Annotated in this window: 15 protein-coding genes; 4 read left to right on the forward strand and 11 right to left on the reverse strand. The window is 64.3% G+C overall.

From position 1 onward, the window contains the following. Window positions 1-112: 112 nt before the first annotated feature. Complete coding sequence (gene argE / locus QQL85_RS07005) at window positions 113-1,255, reverse strand: acetylornithine deacetylase (RefSeq protein ID WP_284353053.1); 1,143 nt, start codon at window positions 1,253-1,255, stop codon at window positions 113-115. 114 nt (window positions 1,256-1,369) lie between these two features. On the opposite strand from argE, the gene QQL85_RS07010 reads away from it, so the two are divergent. Further along, window positions 1,370-2,737, forward strand: a complete 1,368-nt coding sequence (locus tag QQL85_RS07010) for a CYTH domain-containing protein (protein ID WP_284353052.1) — start codon at window positions 1,370-1,372, stop codon at window positions 2,735-2,737. 102 nt (window positions 2,738-2,839) lie between these two features. Here QQL85_RS07010 and QQL85_RS07015 read toward each other — a convergent pair whose 3' ends face one another. Continuing rightward, a complete protein-coding gene (locus QQL85_RS07015; RefSeq protein WP_043198918.1) occupies window positions 2,840-3,310 on the reverse strand; it encodes an Lrp/AsnC family transcriptional regulator in 471 nt (156 codons plus the stop codon). A 126-nt stretch (window positions 3,311-3,436) separates the two neighbouring features. On the opposite strand from QQL85_RS07015, the gene QQL85_RS07020 reads away from it, so the two are divergent. From QQL85_RS07020 to QQL85_RS07030, 3 genes are all read left to right on the forward strand, one after another. Further along, entirely contained in the window at window positions 3,437-3,742 is a 306-nt protein-coding gene (locus QQL85_RS07020; protein ID WP_284353051.1) for a hypothetical protein, read from the forward strand. Between the two features lie 122 nt (window positions 3,743-3,864). Then, complete coding sequence (locus QQL85_RS07025; RefSeq protein WP_284353050.1) at window positions 3,865-5,538, forward strand: GspE/PulE family protein; 1,674 nt, start codon at window positions 3,865-3,867, stop codon at window positions 5,536-5,538. 88 nt (window positions 5,539-5,626) lie between these two features. Continuing rightward, entirely contained in the window at window positions 5,627-5,941 is a 315-nt protein-coding gene (locus tag QQL85_RS07030) for a DUF2388 domain-containing protein (protein WP_019098663.1), read from the forward strand. A 119-nt stretch (window positions 5,942-6,060) separates the two neighbouring features. On the opposite strand, the gene gcvP is transcribed toward QQL85_RS07030, so the two are convergent. The 9 genes from gcvP to pepP all read right to left on the reverse strand — a co-directional run bounded on the left by gcvP (window position 6,061) and on the right by pepP (window position 17,897). After that, window positions 6,061-8,934, reverse strand: a complete 2,874-nt coding sequence (gene gcvP, locus QQL85_RS07035) for an aminomethyl-transferring glycine dehydrogenase (RefSeq protein WP_284353049.1) — start codon at window positions 8,932-8,934, stop codon at window positions 6,061-6,063. Window positions 8,935-9,126: 192 nt separating this feature from the next. Then, complete coding sequence (gene gcvH / locus QQL85_RS07040) at window positions 9,127-9,510, reverse strand: glycine cleavage system protein GcvH (RefSeq protein WP_284353048.1); 384 nt, start codon at window positions 9,508-9,510, stop codon at window positions 9,127-9,129. Between the two features lie 51 nt (window positions 9,511-9,561). Beyond that, entirely contained in the window at window positions 9,562-10,644 is a 1,083-nt protein-coding gene (gcvT, locus tag QQL85_RS07045) for a glycine cleavage system aminomethyltransferase GcvT (protein WP_284353047.1), read from the reverse strand. A 123-nt stretch (window positions 10,645-10,767) separates the two neighbouring features. Then, complete coding sequence (locus QQL85_RS07050) at window positions 10,768-12,390, reverse strand: ABC transporter permease (protein WP_284353046.1); 1,623 nt, start codon at window positions 12,388-12,390, stop codon at window positions 10,768-10,770. 162 nt (window positions 12,391-12,552) lie between these two features. Continuing rightward, window positions 12,553-13,554 carry an extracellular solute-binding protein gene (locus QQL85_RS07055; protein WP_284353045.1) on the reverse strand — a complete coding sequence of 334 codons (1,002 nt, stop codon included), beginning with the start codon at window positions 13,552-13,554 and terminating at the stop codon, window positions 12,553-12,555. A 106-nt stretch (window positions 13,555-13,660) separates the two neighbouring features. After that, on the reverse strand, window positions 13,661-14,878 hold the full coding sequence (locus tag QQL85_RS07060; RefSeq protein ID WP_284353044.1) for a 2-octaprenyl-3-methyl-6-methoxy-1,4-benzoquinol hydroxylase: 1,218 nt from the start codon (window positions 14,876-14,878) through the stop codon (window positions 13,661-13,663). Between the two features lie 9 nt (window positions 14,879-14,887). Next, window positions 14,888-15,370, reverse strand: a complete 483-nt coding sequence (locus QQL85_RS07065) for a DUF4442 domain-containing protein (protein WP_284353043.1) — start codon at window positions 15,368-15,370, stop codon at window positions 14,888-14,890. Then, window positions 15,367-16,566, reverse strand: coding sequence for a 2-octaprenyl-6-methoxyphenyl hydroxylase (gene ubiH, locus QQL85_RS07070; protein WP_284353042.1), 1,200 nt, complete (start codon window positions 16,564-16,566; stop codon window positions 15,367-15,369). The genes QQL85_RS07065 and ubiH overlap by 4 nt, the downstream gene beginning before the upstream one ends. Continuing rightward, complete coding sequence (gene pepP, locus QQL85_RS07075) at window positions 16,563-17,897, reverse strand: Xaa-Pro aminopeptidase (protein WP_284353041.1); 1,335 nt, start codon at window positions 17,895-17,897, stop codon at window positions 16,563-16,565. Before pepP ends, ubiH begins: the two co-directional genes overlap by 4 nt. Between the last annotated feature and the right edge of the window lie 14 nt (window positions 17,898-17,911).

A 17,911-nucleotide genomic window follows, 5' to 3' on the forward strand; every position in this document is an offset into this window, starting at 1 on the left:
TGGATAAGTGGACGGAGAACGGCGGTACAGGGGCGTTCAGGATCATCGTCGGAACAGGCTTGCGGTCACGCGCGGTCTCCTCTAGGCAGGAACGAATCAACTCGATTGACGTTTAGTGCAGGCAATAGTGCCGGATCAGGTCACGCAATAGACGCACGGTAGGCTCGATTCGTGACATTTCAAGGTATTCGCCAGGCTGGTGGGCACAGGCGATATCGCCAGGGCCCAGCACGATGGTCTGGCAGCCCAGTTGCTGAAGATAAGGCGCTTCAGTGCCGAACGCCACTGCTTCGGCGCGATGGCCGGTCAGGCGTTCCGCCACTTGCACCAGTTCGGCATCGGCGGCCTGCTCGAACGGCGGCACCTCCGGAAACAGCGGTGCGTAATCGATGCGCACATCATGACGCTCGGCGACCGGCACCAGCTTTTCGCGAATGGCGGCGCGCAGCTGCTCCACATCCATGCCCGGCAACGGCCGCAGGTCGAACTCCAGGGCGCACTGGCCGCAGATGCGGTTGGGGTTGTCGCCGCCGTGGATGCAGCCAAAGTTCAAGGTCGGGGTCGGCACGGTGAACTGTGGGTTGCGATAGGTTTGCTGCCATTGCTGGCGCAGGCCCATCAGCTCGCCCATTACCGCGTGCATGGCCTCCAGGGCGCTGCGGCCCAGGCTTGGGTCTGACGAATGGCCGCTGCGCCCGAGGATGTCGATGCGGTCCATGAGGATGCCCTTGTGCATGCGGATCGGTCGCAGACCGGTCGGCTCACCGATTACTGCCGCACGGCCCAGCGGTTGGCCGGCCTCGGCCAGGGCGCGGGCGCCGGACATGGAGCTTTCTTCGTCGCAGGTGGCGAGGATCAGCAGTGGCTGCTTGAAGTCGTGCTCCAGCAATGGGATGACGGCTTCGATGACCAAGGCGAAGAAGCCCTTCATGTCGCAGCTGCCCAGGCCAACCCAGCGGCCATCGACCTCGGTCAGCTTCAACGGGTCGCTGGCCCACAGTTGTTCGTCATAGGGCACGGTGTCGCTGTGCCCTGCCAGCACCAGGCCACCCGGGCCGGCGCCACGGCTGGCGAGCAGGTTGAACTTGCCGGGGGTGACCTGCTGGATGTCACATGTGAAACCCAGATCGCCCAGCCATCCCGCCAGCAGGTCGATGACCTGGCGGTTGGACTGGTCCAGCGCGGGTTGGGTGCAGCTGACCGAAGGCGCGGCGATCAAGGCGGCAAACTGGTCTTTCAGCGTCGGCAACGGCATGCACATACTCCTCGGAAGCGTTGCCCATCATAGGACTATCCGCTGTCTGGAATAAACCGTTGGCAGCGGACTGCTGTAGACTCTCTGCCAACCACGCCCCCCTTCGAGTCTGTGATGCACAAAGAAACCGAACTGAAGCTCCGCGCCAGCCGCGAGACCCTTGCCGCCCTGCGCGAGCACCCTCTGCTGAAAAAGCGCAACAAGTCCGGCTGGCAGACCCGCGAACTGCTCAACCAGTACTTCGACACCCCCGAGCGTGAGCTGTCCGCCGCCCGTGTCGCCCTGCGCCTGCGCCGCGACGGCGACGCCGTCATCCAGACCCTCAAGTGCCGCGGTACCAGCGTGGCTGGCCTGTCCGAGCGCAACGAGTACGAGTGGAACCTGGACAAGGTCAAGCTCGACCTGAAGAAGCTGGACGCCACCTGCTGGCCCGAGCAACTGGCCAACCTGGACAAGAAAACCATCAAGCCACTGTTCACCACCGACTTCAGCCGTGAATACGCCGAAATCGCCTGGGGCCGTGGCAAGAGCAAAGTGGTGATCGAGGCCGCGCTGGACCAGGGCTTCGTGATCGCCGGCAAGCGCAAGGAAGAAATCTGCGAGCTGGAGCTGGAGCTGCGCGAAGGTGAACCGCAGGCACTGCTGGAGCTGGCTGCCGAGCTGGCCGCCAGCCTGCCACTGATGCCGTGCGACATCAGCAAGGCCGAGCGTGGCTACCGCCTGCTGGAGCCGGACAGCTACGAGCTGGGCCTGCCGCACACCGAGCTGGACGCCGAAATGGCTGTGGACGATGCCTACGCCGCACTGGCCTGGCAACTGCTGGGCAGCAGCCAGCGCCTGGCGGAGCAATATCGGCATAATGGCCACTGGCGCCTGCTGCAAGACTGGGTCGAGTGCCTGAGCGAACTGCGCGCCATCACCGCCAGCCTGGGCCAGGCCGCGCCGCGTGCCACTACCCGCGATTTGCGCAGCAACCTGGACGCTCTTTTGGAAGACTGGCGCCCGCTGGTGCAGGCCGGCAACGATGACGAAGACATCCGCCGCGCCGCCCCAGAACAATTCGCCGAAGAGCTGGAAGACGTGCGTTGGGGCCAATTCTCGCTGGAAACCTCGCGCTGGCTGCTGGCCCGTGCCTGGACCGCAGAACGCAAAGGCCGTGGCGAACGCCAGGGCAAGGCGCAGTTGGCCAGCTGGCTGGGGCACCTGCTGGGCGAAGAAGGCCGTGCGCTGAAGCTGCCGCTGTACACCCAGCGCCCGGAAGACCTGGCCGAGCAGTTGCCGCGTATCGAACAGCTGCTGGCCTGGCTGCACCATGCCCGCCAGGTACTGGAGGCGCCGCAGATGGACCGCCTGTATGGCGACCTGAAGAAACTGCATGAGCTGGCGGAGTTGCCGATCAGCGATGAAGTGCTTGAGGCGCGTATCGAGCAAGCTCGGGCGGTGGATCAGAGCCGTGGCTGGAAGCACCTGCTCAAGGCGTAAGACCGCGTCGCTTGCTTCGCGGGTAAACCCGCTCCCACAGGGATCGCGCTGATCTCTGGCTCACTGATAACCCTGTGGGAGCGGGTTTACCCGCGAATAGCCTTAACGCGAAAGTGGCAAGCTCGTGGTGGATTTTATCTCCGACAAAGCCACAATCGAGTTCACCTCTTGAATACCCGGCACGTTCGATAGCTTTTCGAAGAAGAAGCGCTCATAAGCCTCGATGTCCGATGTGACGATGCGCAACAGAAAGTCCACCGACCCCATCAGCACATAGCACTCCAGTACCTCCGGGAACCCACGGATCGCCTCGGTGAACTCGGTAAAGTTCGAGCGCCCGTGAGCATTCAGCTTCACCTCGGCGAAAATCTGCGTGTTCAGGCCAACCTTCTTGCGGTCCAGCAAGGTCACCTGCCCGCGAATCACCCCCTCTTCCTTCAAGCGCTGAATGCGCCGCCAGCACGGCGATTGCGAAAGCCCAACACGCTCGGCGATCTGCGCGCTGGACAGAGAAGCGTCCTCTTGCAGCAGTTCTAGAATACGGCGGTCGTAGGCGTCCAGCTCGCTATGCATTATTCAATCTCCTGAAAGCCAATATCTGAATTAATCAATTCGCCAACACAGCGAAATGATCAAATCATAGCGAAAAAATACCGCTACCAACGTGCAAGAATTTCTCCCACATTCGCGGAGACCAGCATGAACGCACAGCCCCGTACCGACGCCTGGGCCGCCAGCAACGCCCACAGCACCGTGCACTATCGCCTGCAAGCCGACGCCGAGCCTGACAGCCTGTGCCGGGTGCTCAACCTGTTTGCCCTGCAGTTCCTGACCCCGCACAGCGTGCAGGTCAGCCAGCAGGACGACTGGCTGGATATCGAAGTCGGCATTGGCGGGCTGAGCTGGCACCGGGCCGAAGTGATTGCGCAGAAACTGCGTAACCTGGTGTGTGTGGGTGAAGTGAGCCTGAGCAACCAGCAGCGGGTGGCGCTGGCAGCCGTGTAAATATTTACCGGCCCTATCGCCGGTACAGGCACAGCAAAATCCCGAAATCCTTCAGCGTCGGTAAACGTCCCGCGCCCGACTAGCCTTGGTCAGGACTCCCTCATCAGGCACGGACGCCAACCATGCACACCCCCGACAACCCGGCACTCGACCTCAAGCGCGTGCTCGAAGCCCTGCTCGCCGACCAGCACCTGCACGCCAACGACACCTTGCCAGTCCTCGAATACGCCGCCACCCACCCGGCCGGCCACCCGCTTGAGCAGATAGCCGCCTGCGGACTGCAAGACCGCCAACACCCCGGCCAGCTTCTGGACCTGGACCACCTCTGCCAATGGCTGGCCGGCAAGGTCGGCCAGCCCTACTTGCGCATCGACCCGATGCAACTCGACCTGCCCCAAGTCGCCGGCCTGATCTCTCCGGCCTTCGCCCAGCGCCACGGCATCCTCATCGTCGCCGCCGAAGCGTCCAGCGTTACCGTCGCCAGCGCCCAGCCCTACCAGGATGACTGGCAGGCAGACCTGGCCCGCAGCCTGGGCCGGCCAATCCGCCGCGTGCTGGCCAGCCCGGCGCAGATCCGCCAGTCAGGGCAATCGTTCCAGCGCCTGGCCCAGTCGGTGAAAGGCGCGCAACACCAGCAGTCGGCCAGCCTGGGCGAGCTCGAACAGCTACTGGAGCTGGGCAAGCGTCAATCCGAGGCCAGCGCAGACGACGCGCACATCGTGCATATTGTCGACTGGCTGTTGCAGTACGCCATCGAGCAACGCGCCAGCGATATCCACCTGGAGCCACGCCGCGAACAGGGCCAGTTGCGCTACCGCATCGATGGCCTGCTGCACACCGTCTACGCCTTCCCAACCGGGGTGACCCTGGCGCTGGTCAGCCGCCTGAAACACCTGGGCCGCATGGATGTCGCGGAAAAGCGTCGACCACAGGACGGTCGCCTGCAAAGCCGGCTGCCAGGCGGCGGCGAGGTGGAGCTGCGGCTGTCTACCCTGCCGACCCCGTTCGGCGAAAAACTGGTACTGCGCCTGTTCGACCCACACCAGTTGCACGACGGCTTCGACCGCCTCGGTCTGGAAGGACGGCAACTGGCCCAGTGGCAAAGCCTGCTGCGCCAGCGCCAGGGCATCATCCTGGTCACCGGCCCCACTGGCTCTGGCAAGACCAGCACGCTGTACGCCAGCCTCAAGCTGCTGGCGACGCCACAGGTCAACCTGTGCACCATCGAAGACCCGATCGAGCGCCTGGAGCCCGCGTTCAACCAGCTGCAGGTGCAGCCCGCGCTGGACCTGGGTTTTGCCAATGGGGTGCGGGCCATGCTGCGTCAGGACCCGGACATCATCATGATCGGCGAAATCCGCGACCGCGAAACCGCACGGGTGGCGGTGCAGGCCGCGTTGACCGGGCACCTGGTGTTGTCGACCCTGCATACCAACGACGCCTGCGCGGCCATCACCCGCCTGCAAGAACTGGGTGTGGCCGACTACCTGATCAAGGCGACCTTGGTCGGGGTCATGGCCCAGCGCCTGGTGCGTACCGTGTGTACAGACTGCCAGGCACATGCATCAACAGCCTGCCGAACCTGCCGTGGCACCGGCTTCCACGGGCGCACGGGGTTGTTCGAACTGCTGCAACCCAGCGAAAGCCTGCGCGCTTTGATTGGCCCGAACGCCGACCTGACCGATCTACGGCGCCAGGCGTTGGCCGATGGACTGATTGACCTGCGCCGTTGCGGGGAGGCCAAAGTGGCTTGCGGGCATACCCGCCCAGAGGAAGTGCTGCGCGTCTGCACCTGACGAAAAGTCCTTTGTATTCAAGGAACTTGCCTCATCGGAAAAGATCCAACGGCGCATCTTCAACCCTCACCCTTCGAGGTGTTTCAACATGCGTCTCAAAACCGCCATCGCCGCCGCTGCCTTGCTTTCGTTGCCTATTGGCTCGGCCATGGCCGATACCTTTTGGCGTAACGTGATGACTTCCGGTGCTACCACGGCATCGAGCTACCTGACCTCGCACGATCACAAGCTGGTAGTAGCCGCACAGGATGATGCCGGCAGCTTCGTGGCCAGCGAAGGCGCCATTCGTGGGCCGTTCCTGGAGGCGGCGTTGAAGCAGGTGCGGGCGGAGAATCCAGGCATGCAGGCTTCTGATATGGAGCTGGCGAATGCCATTCTGGCCAAGAATGCGGTAGCCGAATAACCGCGTCGCCTGCTTCGCGGCTAAAGCCGCTCCCACAGGGACCGCACAGACCTTGAATGCTGTGCAGTACCTGTGGGAGCGGGTTTACCCGCGAAGAGGCCGGTACAGGCAAACAACGATCAGCGATACGCCTCCACCGGCACACACGCACAGAACAGGTTCCTGTCCCCATACACGTTGTCGACCCGGTTCACTGCCGGCCAGTATTTGTGCTGACGCACATGAGCACTAGGTGCCACTGCCTGCGCCAGGCTATAGGGCCGATCCCACACCCCCAACACATCCTCCAGGGTATGCGGCGCATGCTTGAGCGGGTTGTTTTCCGCCGGCCAGTTGCCCTCCTGCACTTCGGCAATCTCTGCACGAATCGCCAGCATCGCCTCGACAAACCGGTCCAGCTCGGCCTTCGATTCACTCTCGGTCGGCTCCACCATCAGCGTGCCCGGCACCGGGAATGACATGGTCGGGGCGTGGAAACCATAGTCCATCAGGCGCTTGGCCACGTCCTCTTCACTGATGCCGGTCTGCGCCTTCAACGGCCTAAGGTCGAGGATGCATTCGTGGGCCACACGCTGGTTGCGCCCCCGGTAGAGCACCGGGAAGGCGCCGCCCAGCTGGCTGGCCAGGTAGTTGGCCGAGAGGATTGCCACCTCGCTGGCATCGGCCAGCTGCGGCCCCATCATGGCGATGTACATCCAGCTGATCGGCAGGATGCTCGCGCTGCCCCAGGGTGCGGCGCTGATCGCGCTGTTGTTCGGGTCCAGGCCGGGCACCGGTACCACCGGGTGGCTGGCGACGAACGGCGTGAGGTGCGCGCGGATGCCGATCGGCCCCATGCCCGGGCCGCCACCGCCGTGGGGGATGCAGAAGGTCTTGTGCAGGTTCATGTGCGAGACATCGGCCCCAATGTCGGCCGGGCGAGCCAAGCCCACCTGGGCATTGAGGTTCGCCCCATCCATGTACACCTGGCCGCCGTGCTGATGGACCACTTCGCAGATTTCGCGAATGCCCTCTTCGTACACCCCGTGGGTGGACGGGTATGTGACCATCAGGCAAGACAAGCGCTCCCCGGCCGCGTGGGCCTTGGCCTTGAGGTCGGCCAGGTCGACGTTGCCGTGTTCGTCGCAATCCACGATCACCACCTCCATGCCCGCCATTTGCGCCGAAGCCGGGTTGGTACCATGGGCTGACGACGGGATCAGGCACAACGTTCGCTGTGGCTGGTGACGGCTGCGGTGGTAACGGGTAATGGCCATCAGGCCGGCATATTCACCCTGGGCACCGGAGTTGGGCTGCATGCAGATGGCATCGAAGCCGGTAATGGCGCACAACCAGCTTTCCAGTTCGTCGATCATCGCCTTGTAGCCCGTGGCCTGGCCCGCCGGGGCAAACGGGTGCAGTTGGGCAAAACCGGGCCAGGTGATGGGGATCATCTCGCTGGTAGCGTTGAGTTTCATGGTGCAGGAACCCAGCGGGATCATCGACTGGTTCAGCGCCAGGTCCTTGTTCTCCAGTTGCTTGAGGTAGCGCAGCATCTCGGTTTCGCTGTGGTGCTGGTTGAACACCGGATGAGCGAGGAACGGTGTGCGCCGTACCAGATTGGCGGGGATGCCCTCGGGCAGGGCCAACTGGTCAAGGGCGGCGATTTCCAGGCCGTGATCCACCCCCAGAAAGATGTCGAGCAGGCGCAGCACCGTCTGTTCGTTACAGGTTTCGTCCAGGCTCACGCCCAGGTGCCCGCGTCCAAGAATACGCAAGTTGATCTGCGCCGCTTCGGCGCTTTCGATGATGGCCGCCTGGGCCCCACCAACCTCCAGGGTTAGGGTGTCGAAGAAATGCTGATTGAGGCGCTTGATGCCTTTGGCCTCAAGGCCAGCGGCCAGAATGAAGGTCAGCCGGTGCACACGCTGGGCGATGCGTTGCAGGCCTTCCGGGCCGTGGTACACCGCATAGAAGCCGGCAATGTTGGCCAGCAGTACCTGCGCCGTGCAGATGTTGGAGTTGGCCTTTTCGCGGCGGATGTGCTGCTCGCGGGTTTGCAGCGCCATGCGCAACGCGGTGTTGCCACGGGCATCGCGCGACACGCCAATGATGCGCCCCGGCATGGCCCGCTTGTAGTCGTCGCGGCACGCGAAGTAGGCCGCATGGGGGCCACCGTAGCCCATCGGCACGCCAAAGCGCTGGGTCGAGCCCAGCACCACATCGGCGCCCAGCTCTCCGGGCGGCGTCAGTACCACCAGGCTGAGCAAGTCGGCGGCCACGCAGGCCAGCGCTTGCTGGCTGTGCAACTGGTCGATCAACGGGCGCAGGTCGCGCACTTCGCCGTGGGTGTCAGGGTACTGCAGCAAAGCGCCGAACACCGCATGTTTGCCGAGGTTATCCACAGCGTCGACGATCAGTTCGAAGCCAAAGCCCTCGGCGCGCGTCTTCAACACCGACAGGGTTTGCGGGTGGCAGTGCTCGTCGGCAAAGAAGGCATTGCTCTTGTTGCGCGCCACCCGCTTGGCCAGGGCCATGGCTTCGGCGGCGGCGGTGGCTTCGTCGAGCAGCGAGGCGTTGGCCAGCGCCAGCCCGGTAAGGTCGATGACCATTTGCTGGAAGTTCAGCAGCGCCTCAAGGCGGCCTTGGGCGATTTCGGGCTGGTACGGTGTATACGCGGTGTACCAGCCGGGGTTCTCCAGCACGTTGCGCAGGATGACCGTGGGGGTGATGGTGCCGTGGTAGCCCATGCCGATCAGGCTGGTCCACACCTGGTTCTGTTCGGCGTAGGCGGCGAGCTTGGCCAGGGCGGCCTGCTCGTCCAGCGCCGGGGGTAGGTCGAGGGGGCGGTTGAGGCGGATGTCGGGGGGTACGGTCTGCTCGATCAGCTCATTGCGGCTGGCAATACCCAGCGCGTTGAGCATGGCCTGCTGCTCTGCGGCATCGGGGCCCAGGTGGCGACGCAGGAAAGGGTTGAGCTCTTGCAGTTGATGCAGGGATGGCGACTGGGACATGACGACGCTCTCTTCCTAGACCGGGTCTCATGGAGACTTATAAGTCTAGGAAGGATTGCCGATTCTGCGGGGAATCTTGCTTGGCAGTACCGACCCTGTCGCCGGCAAGCCAGCTCCCACAGGTTAATCACAGGCCCTAGGGCGCGCGCTATCTCTGTGGGAACTGGCTTGCCGGCGATGAGGCCAGAAGCCTTATTCGCCGATGGCGGCCTGGTAGCCGGCAGCATCCAGCAGCTTGTCCAGCTCGGCCGGGTTGCTTGGCTTCAGTTTGAAGATCCATGCACCGTAAGGTTCTTCGTTGAGCTGTTCAGGGCTGTCGGCCAGTTCTTCGTTGACCGCGATCACTTCGCCACCGATCGGGGCGTAGATGTCGGAAGCGGCCTTGACCGACTCGACCACACCGGCGGCGTCGCCAGCAGCGAACACCTTGCCGACTTCGGCCAACTCGACGAACACCACATCACCCAGGGCTTGCTGGGCGTGGTCACTGATGCCCACGGTCACAGTACCGTCGGCTTCCAGGCGGGCCCACTCGTGGCTTTCGGCAAAACGCAGGTCGGCGGGGATATTGCTCATGTCTTGAATTCCTCGATTGGCTCAGCGGTACGCCCGCCGGTTAAAATTTGTTCAGATCAAAACCTTGCCGTGGCGCACGAAGGTCGGTTTGACCACCCGCACCGGGTACCACTTGCCGCGGATTTCCACCTCGGCCCGGTCGCCGGTCGCCATGGGTACGCGCGCCAGGGCAATGGACTTGCTCAGCGTAGGTGAGAAACTACCACTGGTGATCTCCCCTTCGCCAATCCCGGCTACGCGCACCACCTGGTGGGCGCGCAGCACACCGCGCTCTTCCAGCACCAGGCCGACGAGTTTTTCCTGCACACCCTGCTCGATTTCCGCCAGCAGGCCGGCGCGGCCGATGAAGTCGCGCTCGGCCGGCTCCCAGGCGATGCTCCAGCCCAGGTTGGACGTCAGCGGGGTGTGGGTTTCATCGATGTCCTGGCCGTACAGGTTCATGCCGGCCTCCAGGCGCAGGGTGTCACGAGCACCAAGGCCACTTGGGGCAATGCCGGCGCCGACCAGGTCGTTGAAGAAAGCCACAGCCTGATCGCCTGGGAAGATGATCTCCAGGCCGTCTTCACCCGTATAGCCCGTGCGGGCAATGAACCAGTCGCCTTCGTTGACGCCCTCGAACGGACGCAACTCGCGGATCAGTGCAGCGCGTGCGGGGCTGAGCAAGGCCGCGACCTTCTCGCGGGCATGCGGCCCCTGGATGGCGAGGATGGCAAGGTCGGGGCGGGGCTGGAAGTTCACGGCAAAACCAGCCCGCTGCTGCTGTAACCAGCCGAGCACCTTGGCCCGGGTGGCGGCATTGGTAACCAGGCGGTAGCCGTTTTCCGTGCGGTAGACGAGCAAGTCGTCGATTACCCCACCCTGCGCGTTCAGCAGCGGGCTGTACAGTGCCTTGCCGACGTCGTCGAGGCGGGCCACGTCGTTGGCCAGCATACGCTGTAGCCAAACGCAGGCATCGGTGCCATCGACATCGATCACGGTCATGTGGGAAACATCGAAAACGCCGCAGTCGCTGCGCACCTGGTGGTGCTCCTCGACCTGCGAGCCATAGTGCAGGGGCATGTCCCAGCCACCGAAATCGACCGTCTTGGCGCCTAGCGCCAGGTGCAGGTCAAACAAAAGCGTGCGCTGTCCCATGGGTTTCTCCTTCCGGGCGTGGCGAAGCGGCGGCGGTCGATGACGTTGGTCGTCAGCTCTTGTTGTAAGGACCCGCCGCGCGAATGCCGCGCATTGTAGCCGCAAGGACGCAGGCTGGCACCCTCAGTGACTGTGACCGGGTCGACGTGCCGAACGGCGGATCAGGCCGATGACCGGCAGCAGGCCCACCACAACCAGCGTCAGTGCCGGCAACGATGCGCGTGCCCATTCGCCCTCGCTGGTCATCTCGAACACCCGTACCGCCAAGGTATCCCAGCCGAACGGTCGCATCAGCAGGGTAGCCGGCATTTCCTTGAGCACATCGACGAACACCAGCAGCGCGGCGCTGAGGGCGCCGGGCACCAGCAGCGGCAGATACACCTTGAAAAACAATCCCACGCCACCGACACCCAGGCTGCGGGAAGCCTCTGGCAGTGACGGGCGAATACGCTCCAGGCTGCTCTCCAGTGGCCCGTAGGCCACCGCGATGAAACGCACCAGGTAGGCCAGCAACAACGCCGACAGGCTGCCCAGCAGCAGCGGCTTGCCTGCCCCGCCCAGCCAACTGGACAACGGGATGACCAGGTGGTTATCGAGGTAGCTGAAGGCCAGCATGATCGACACCGCCAGCACCGAGCCGGGCAAGGCATAGCCCAGGTTGGCCAGGCCGATCCCGGCGCGAATGCCACCAGTCGGCGCCTGGCGCCGGGCAAAGGCCAGCACTAGCGCCACGCACACCGTGACCAGCGCCGCCATGCCGCCCAAGTACAAAGTGTGCAGCACCAGGCCGACGTAACGCTCGTCCAGATCGTGCCGGCCGCGCTGCCAGAACCACGCCAGCAGTTGCAGCAGCGGGATGACAAAGGCACAGGCGAACACCACCAGGCACCAGCCACTGGCCAGCAGCGCCTTGAGCCCGCGCAGGTGATACAGCGCCTGCGCGCGTGGCCGTTCGTTGCCGCTGCGGCTGGCACCCCGGGCACGCCGCTCGCCGTACAGCACCAGCATCACCGCCAGCAACAGCAGACTGGCCAGCTGGGCAGCGCTGGAGAGGCTGAAGAAGCCGTACCAGGTTTTGTAGATAGCGGTGGTGAACGTATCGAAGTTGAACACCGCCACCGCGCCGAAATCGGCCAGGGTCTCCATCAAGGCCAGGGCGATGCCGGCACCGATGGCTGGCCGCGCCATGGGCAAGGCCACGCGCCAGAATGCCTGTAAGGGTGACAGCCCCAATACCCGCGCCGCTTCCATCAGTCCCTTGCCCTGGGCCAGGAAGGCCGTGCGCGCCAGCAGGTAGACGTAGGGGTAGAACACCAGCACCAGAACAATGATCACTCCGCCGGTGGAGCGCACCCGCGGCAGGCGCATCGGCCCGAACACCTCGCGCAGGGCGCTTTGCACCGGGCCGGCGAAGTCCAGCAGGCCGACGAAGACAAACGCCAGTACATAGGCCGGGATGGCGAATGGCAACATCAGCGCCCAATCCAGCCAGCGCCGGCCGGGAAACTCGCAGAGGCTGGTGAGCCAGGCGAGGCTGACGCCCAGCACGGTGACGCCGATGCCTACACCCACCACCAGCGTGAGGGTATTGCTGAGCAGGCGGGTCATCTGGGTGTCGAGCAGGTGCGACCAGATCTGCGTATCGATCGACTGCCAGGACAGTAGCAGGACGCTCAGGGGCAACAGCACCAGGGCGGCGATGAGGGAGACCGGGAGGTACCAGCGGCGTTGGGGGGTGTGGGGCAAGTTCAATGTCTCTGTGGCTGATTTGCGACCGCTTTGCGGTCGTTCGCGGGCAAGCCCGCTCCCACAGGGACCGCACAAGGTTTGGACTCTGTGCAGTTCCTGTGGGAGCGGGCTTGCCCGCGAAAGGGCCCTTGCGGGCCCCGGAAGGATAAAGCCTGGCGCTTAGTTGTAACCAGCCCGATCCATCAGACGAATGGCTTCAGCCTGCCGCTTGCCGGCGATTTCCACCGGAATGCTGTCAGCCTTGAAGCTGCCCCATGCCGCCACTTCCTCCGAAGGCTTGACCTTCGGGTTGGCCGGGAACTCCTGGTTGATGTCAGCAAACAGCTTCTGCGCTTCTTCACCGGTCATCCACTCAACCAGCTTTTTCGCCGCTTCCGGGTGCGGTGCATGCTTGGTCAGGCCGATACCGGACAGGTTGACGTGCACGCCACGGTCACCCTGGTTGGGCCAGAAGATCTTCACCGGCAGGTTCGGGTTCTGCTTGTGCAGGCGGCCGTAATAGTAGGTGTTGACCACACCCACGTCGCACTGGCCGGCCTCGATGGCCTGGATCACCGCGTTGTCGTCGGAGAACACGTCGGTGGACAGGTTGTTGACCCAACCTTTGACGATTTGCTCGGTCTTGGCCTCGCCATGGGTCTCGATCAGGGTGGCGGTCAACGACTGGTTGTACACCTTCTTCGCCGTGCGCAGGCACAGGCGGCCTTCCCACTGCTTGTCGGCCAAGGCCTCGTAGGTGCTCAACTCCTCGGGTTTGACCCGCTCGGTGGAGTAGATGATGGTGCGCGCGCGCAGGCTCAGGCCGGTCCAGTCATGGGACGAGGCGCGGTACTGCGACGGGATGTTCTGGTCGATGATGTCGGACTTGATCGGCTGCAGGATGCCCATCTGCTCGGCCTGCCACAGGTTGCCAGCATCGACGGTCAGCAGCAGGTCGGCCACGCCGTTGTCGCCCTCGGCCTTGATGCGCTGCATCAGCGGGGCTTCCTTGTCGGTGATGAACTTGATCTTGACCCCGGTCTTGGCGGTATAGGCATCGAACACCGGCTTGATCAGCTCGTCGATGCGCGAGGAGTACACCACCACTTCGTCTGCCGCCTGGGCGGTGCCGCCGAACAGGGTCAGGGCCAGGGCGGCCAGTAGGGGCTTGCGTGGCAACATGTGAAGCACTCCTCGGATCGTTTGAGAGGTGCAAATGGTAGTGAATCCCATTTTACGGCTCATCCTTTGTGCCGTTACCAGATGTTGCAAAGCGGACCCGACAATCTCAAGCCTTGGCCAAATCCGGCAGGTCCCCACTCAAACCCAACGCCTGACGCACGAATACCGCCTTGGCCTCCGGCATCTGCTCTACCAGCTTCAACCCGCTGTTACGCAACCAGCGCAACGGCAACGGGTTGGCCTGGAACAACCGCTCAAAGCCTTCCATTGCCGCCATGAGCGCCAGGTTGTGCGGCATGCGCCGTCGCTCGTAACGGCTCAGCACCTTCACATCTGCCAGCCGCTCACCGCGCTCGCAGGCATTGACCAGCACTTCGGCCAACACTGCGGCATCGAGGAAGCCCAGGTTCACGCCCTGCCCGGCCAGCGGGTGGATGGTGTGCGCCGCATCGCCGATCAAGGCCAGGCCTTCATCCACATAGCGTTTCGCGTGGCGCTGGCGCAGCGGCACACACACCCGAGGGTCGGCCTGCAGCACATCGCCAAGGCGCCCTTCGAACGCCCGCTCCAGCGCCTTCAGGAAGGCCGCTTCATCGAGCGCCATCAACTGCTCGGCATGCTCCGGGGTAGTCGACCACACAATCGAGCACCAGTCCTGCTGGCCATCGCGGGTCAACGGCAGGAAGGCCAGTGGCCCCTCATCGGTAAAGCGCTGCCAGGCCGTGGCTTGGTGCCCGGCACTGCAGCGCACGCTGGTAACGATGGCGTGGTGCAGGTAATCCCACTCGCGGGTTTCGCAACCTGCCAGGCGCCGCACGGCCGAGTTGGCACCGTCGGCCGCGATCACCAGCGGCGCGCGCAGGTGTCGGCCATCGGCCAGGGTCAGAAGCCATTCATCGCCGGAGCGACGCAGCTGCTCCAGGCGCGCATTGGGCAACAGGCCAATGTCGCTGTCGTGCAGGCGCTCCAGCAGGCCGTCCTGCACCACCCGGTTCTCGACGATATGGCCGAGCACCTGGGCATGCACGCTAGCAGCCGAGAAGTGAATCTGCCCGGTGCCGCTGCCATCCCACACCTGCATGTCGGAGTACGGCGTGGCACGCCGCTGGGCAATACCGTCCCAGGCGCCAAGACGCTCCAGGATGCGCTGGCTGGCCGCCGACAGCGCGCTGACACGCGGCTCGAACGGGGCCTGGGCATCGAACGGCTTGACTGTCAGCGGCCCGCCATCGAGCAAGAGGATTTGCAGGCCACTGTGGCGCAACGCCAGGGCCAGGGCGCTGCCGACCATACCGGCACCGACAATCAACAGATCTGCGCGCATTTCCATGCCTTACGCCAGCCTCGCTTGCGGCTTGAGCCGCACATATAGGGTTTTATCGACCCGCGCCACCAGCTCACCGGCGCCATCGCGGATATCGACCTGCAAACGTGGCAGGCACTTCTTGCCGGTGGCGGTCTGCTGGCGGATGTCGTCCAACAGCGCGTCATCGACGTGAAATTCGGCATACACCGGGCCTTTGCCCGGCGAGATGAAATCGATGCTGGCGGCCTTGTCCCAAACGATGTAGTCACGCCCCAGCTGCTCGATCAGCAGCAACATGTAAAACGGGTCGACCATCGAATACAGGCTGCCACCGAACTGGGTGCCGACATAGTTGCGGTTCCAGCGGGTCAGCTTCATCGCCACCTTGACGCTGCGCAGGTCCGGGCTGATGTGCTGCACACGGATACCCGCGCCCAAATAGGGTGGGTAGAGGTTCAGTATCCAACGCAACATGCGTGCACGACGTGCCATTTTACGCGGGTTGCTCATCCCTGACCCCGCGGATCGGGGCGGGTGCCCAGGCCCATGGCCTGGCGAGCGAACCAGCTTTTGGCGGGCGGCAGCAGGTCGAGCCCGAGCAGGCCAAGGTTACGCCCGGCGGCCAGCAACGGTTGATTGCTGCCGAACAGGCGGGTGACCTGGTCGGAAAAGCCGATGGTCATGGCTTGGTCCAGGCGCTGGCGCTGGGCGTAAGCCTGAAGCGTGGCCAGGTCGCCAGGCTGCTGGGGCCCAGCCAGCAGCGCTTCGGCCAACGACTGCACATCGCGCAGCGACAGGTTGAAGCCCTGGCCGGCAATGGGGTGCAGGCTGTGCGCGGCATTGCCCAGTACCACCAGGTGCGGCCGCACCTGTTCCTGGGCCTCGATCAGTGACAGCGGGTACAGGTGCCGTGCGCCGACCTGGCGCAACGCGCCCAGGCGATAGCCAAACACGCCCTGCAGCTCGCGCAGGAAGCTGCGCTCGTCGATGTCGGCCAGGCGCCGCGCATCCATGCCTTGGCGTGTCCACACCAGCGCGCAGCGGTTTTCTGGCAGCGGCAGCAGGGCCATAGGGCCCTCTTCGGTGAAGCGCTCGAACGCCTGGCCGCCGTGGGCCTCACCCGGGGTGATGTTGGCGATCAACGCACTCTGTTGGTAAGGCGTGTGGCGTACATGAATGCCCAGCTGCTCACGCAGGCCGGAACGGCCACCGTCGGCCAGTACCGCCAGGTCGCACTCCAGCTGGGTATCGTCGTTCAAGCGCAGCCGGTAACCGCCTTCGACCGCCTGCATCGAGGTCACTTCCGCCGGGCAGCGCCAGCTCACCACTTCACTGTCCAACCCTTGCCACAGGCACTGGCCCAGCCAGGCGTTTTCCACCACATAGCCCAAAGCCGGCACGCCCTCTTCCAGGGCATCCAGGCGGGTAGCGCCGAAGCGGCCACGGTCGGACACATGAATCTGCCGGATCGGTTCGGCGCGACGGCCGATGGCCTGCCACAGGCCCAACTGTTGGTAGATCTGCTGGGTGCCGAACGACAGCGCCGAAGAACGCGCATCGTAGCTGGGCTGGAAGCTGTCGCCGGGGGCGAATGGCTCGATCAGCAGGATCTTCCAGCCGCGCACCTTGGCCCCGGCTTGCAGGGCCAGGGCCAGGCTTGCACCGACCAAGCCACCACCGATGATCGCCAGGTTTACCCGGTTCATGCCGCGTCCTTACGGGCGGCCTGCATCAGCGCCTCGATCTCGGCGACCGTGCGCGGCACGCCCGACGTCAGGATTTCACAACCTTGCCTGGTCACCACCACGTCGTCCTCGATCCTTACACCAATGCCGCGCCATTTCTTGGCCACGGCCTGATTGTCGGCGCCAATGTAGATGCCCGGTTCGACGGTCAGCGCCATGCCGGGCTCCAGCACCCGCCACTCGCCGCCGACCTTGTACTCGCCCACATCGTGCACATCCATGCCCAGCCAGTGCCCGGCACGGTGCATGTAGAAGGCGCGATAGGCTTCGCTGTCGATCAGCGCCTGCACCTCGCCGCTCAGCAGGCCCAATTCCACCAGGCCTTCGGTGATCACCTTCACGGTCGCCTCATGGGCGTGGTTCCAGTGCTTGCCCGGGGCGATTTCGGCAAAGGCCGCCGCCTGGGCCTTGAGCACCAGCTCGTAGATGGCCTTCTGCTCGGGCGAAAAACGCCCGCTGACCGGGAAGGTGCGGGTGATGTCGCTGGCGTAGCAGTCGATTTCGCAGCCCGCGTCGATCAGCACCAGGTCGCCATCCTTGAGCGGGGCGTCGTTCTGCTGGTAGTGCAGGATACAGCCATTGCGCCCAGCCGCGACGATCGAGCCGTAGGCCGGCATCTTCGCCCCGCCCTTGCGGAACGTGTAGTCCAGTTCGGCTTCCAGGCTGTATTCGTGCAACCCGGCGCGACAGGCCTGCATGGCGCGCACATGGGCCCGCGCCGAAATGTCTGCAGCAGCGCGCATCACCTTCACTTCTGCTGCCGATTTATACAGACGCATGTCATGCAGCAGGTGATCCAGCGCAACGAACTCGTTCGGCGGCTGGGCACCCAGCCGGGCCTTGGAGCGGATCACATTGATCCAGTCCATCAGCCGGCGGTCGAACTCGGCATTGCTGCCCATGGCGCTGTACACCCGCTCGCGGCCTTCGATCAGGCCCGGCAGGATTTCGTCGATGTCGGTAATGGGGAACGCATCGTCGGCGCCAAAATCGCGTACGGCACCTTCCTGGCCGGCCCGCAGGCCGTCCCACAGTTCGCGCTCGGGGTTGCGTTCACGGCAGAACAGCACGTACTCGCCGTGCTCACGCCCGGGGATCAACGCAATGACCGCCTCCGGCTCCGGGAAGCCGCTGAGGTACTGGAAATCGCTGTCCTGGCGGTACACATGCTCGACGTCGCGGTTGCGAATGGCAACGGCGGCGGCGGGCAGAATGGCGATGCTGTTGGGGACCATCTGCGCCATCAGCGCCTTGCGCCGACGGGCATACTCGGCCTTGGGAATGTGGCTCATGGGCAGACTACCCC

Source organism: Pseudomonas putida (assembly GCF_030159595.1).
Lineage (GTDB): Bacteria > Pseudomonadota > Gammaproteobacteria > Pseudomonadales > Pseudomonadaceae > Aquipseudomonas > Aquipseudomonas putida_AC.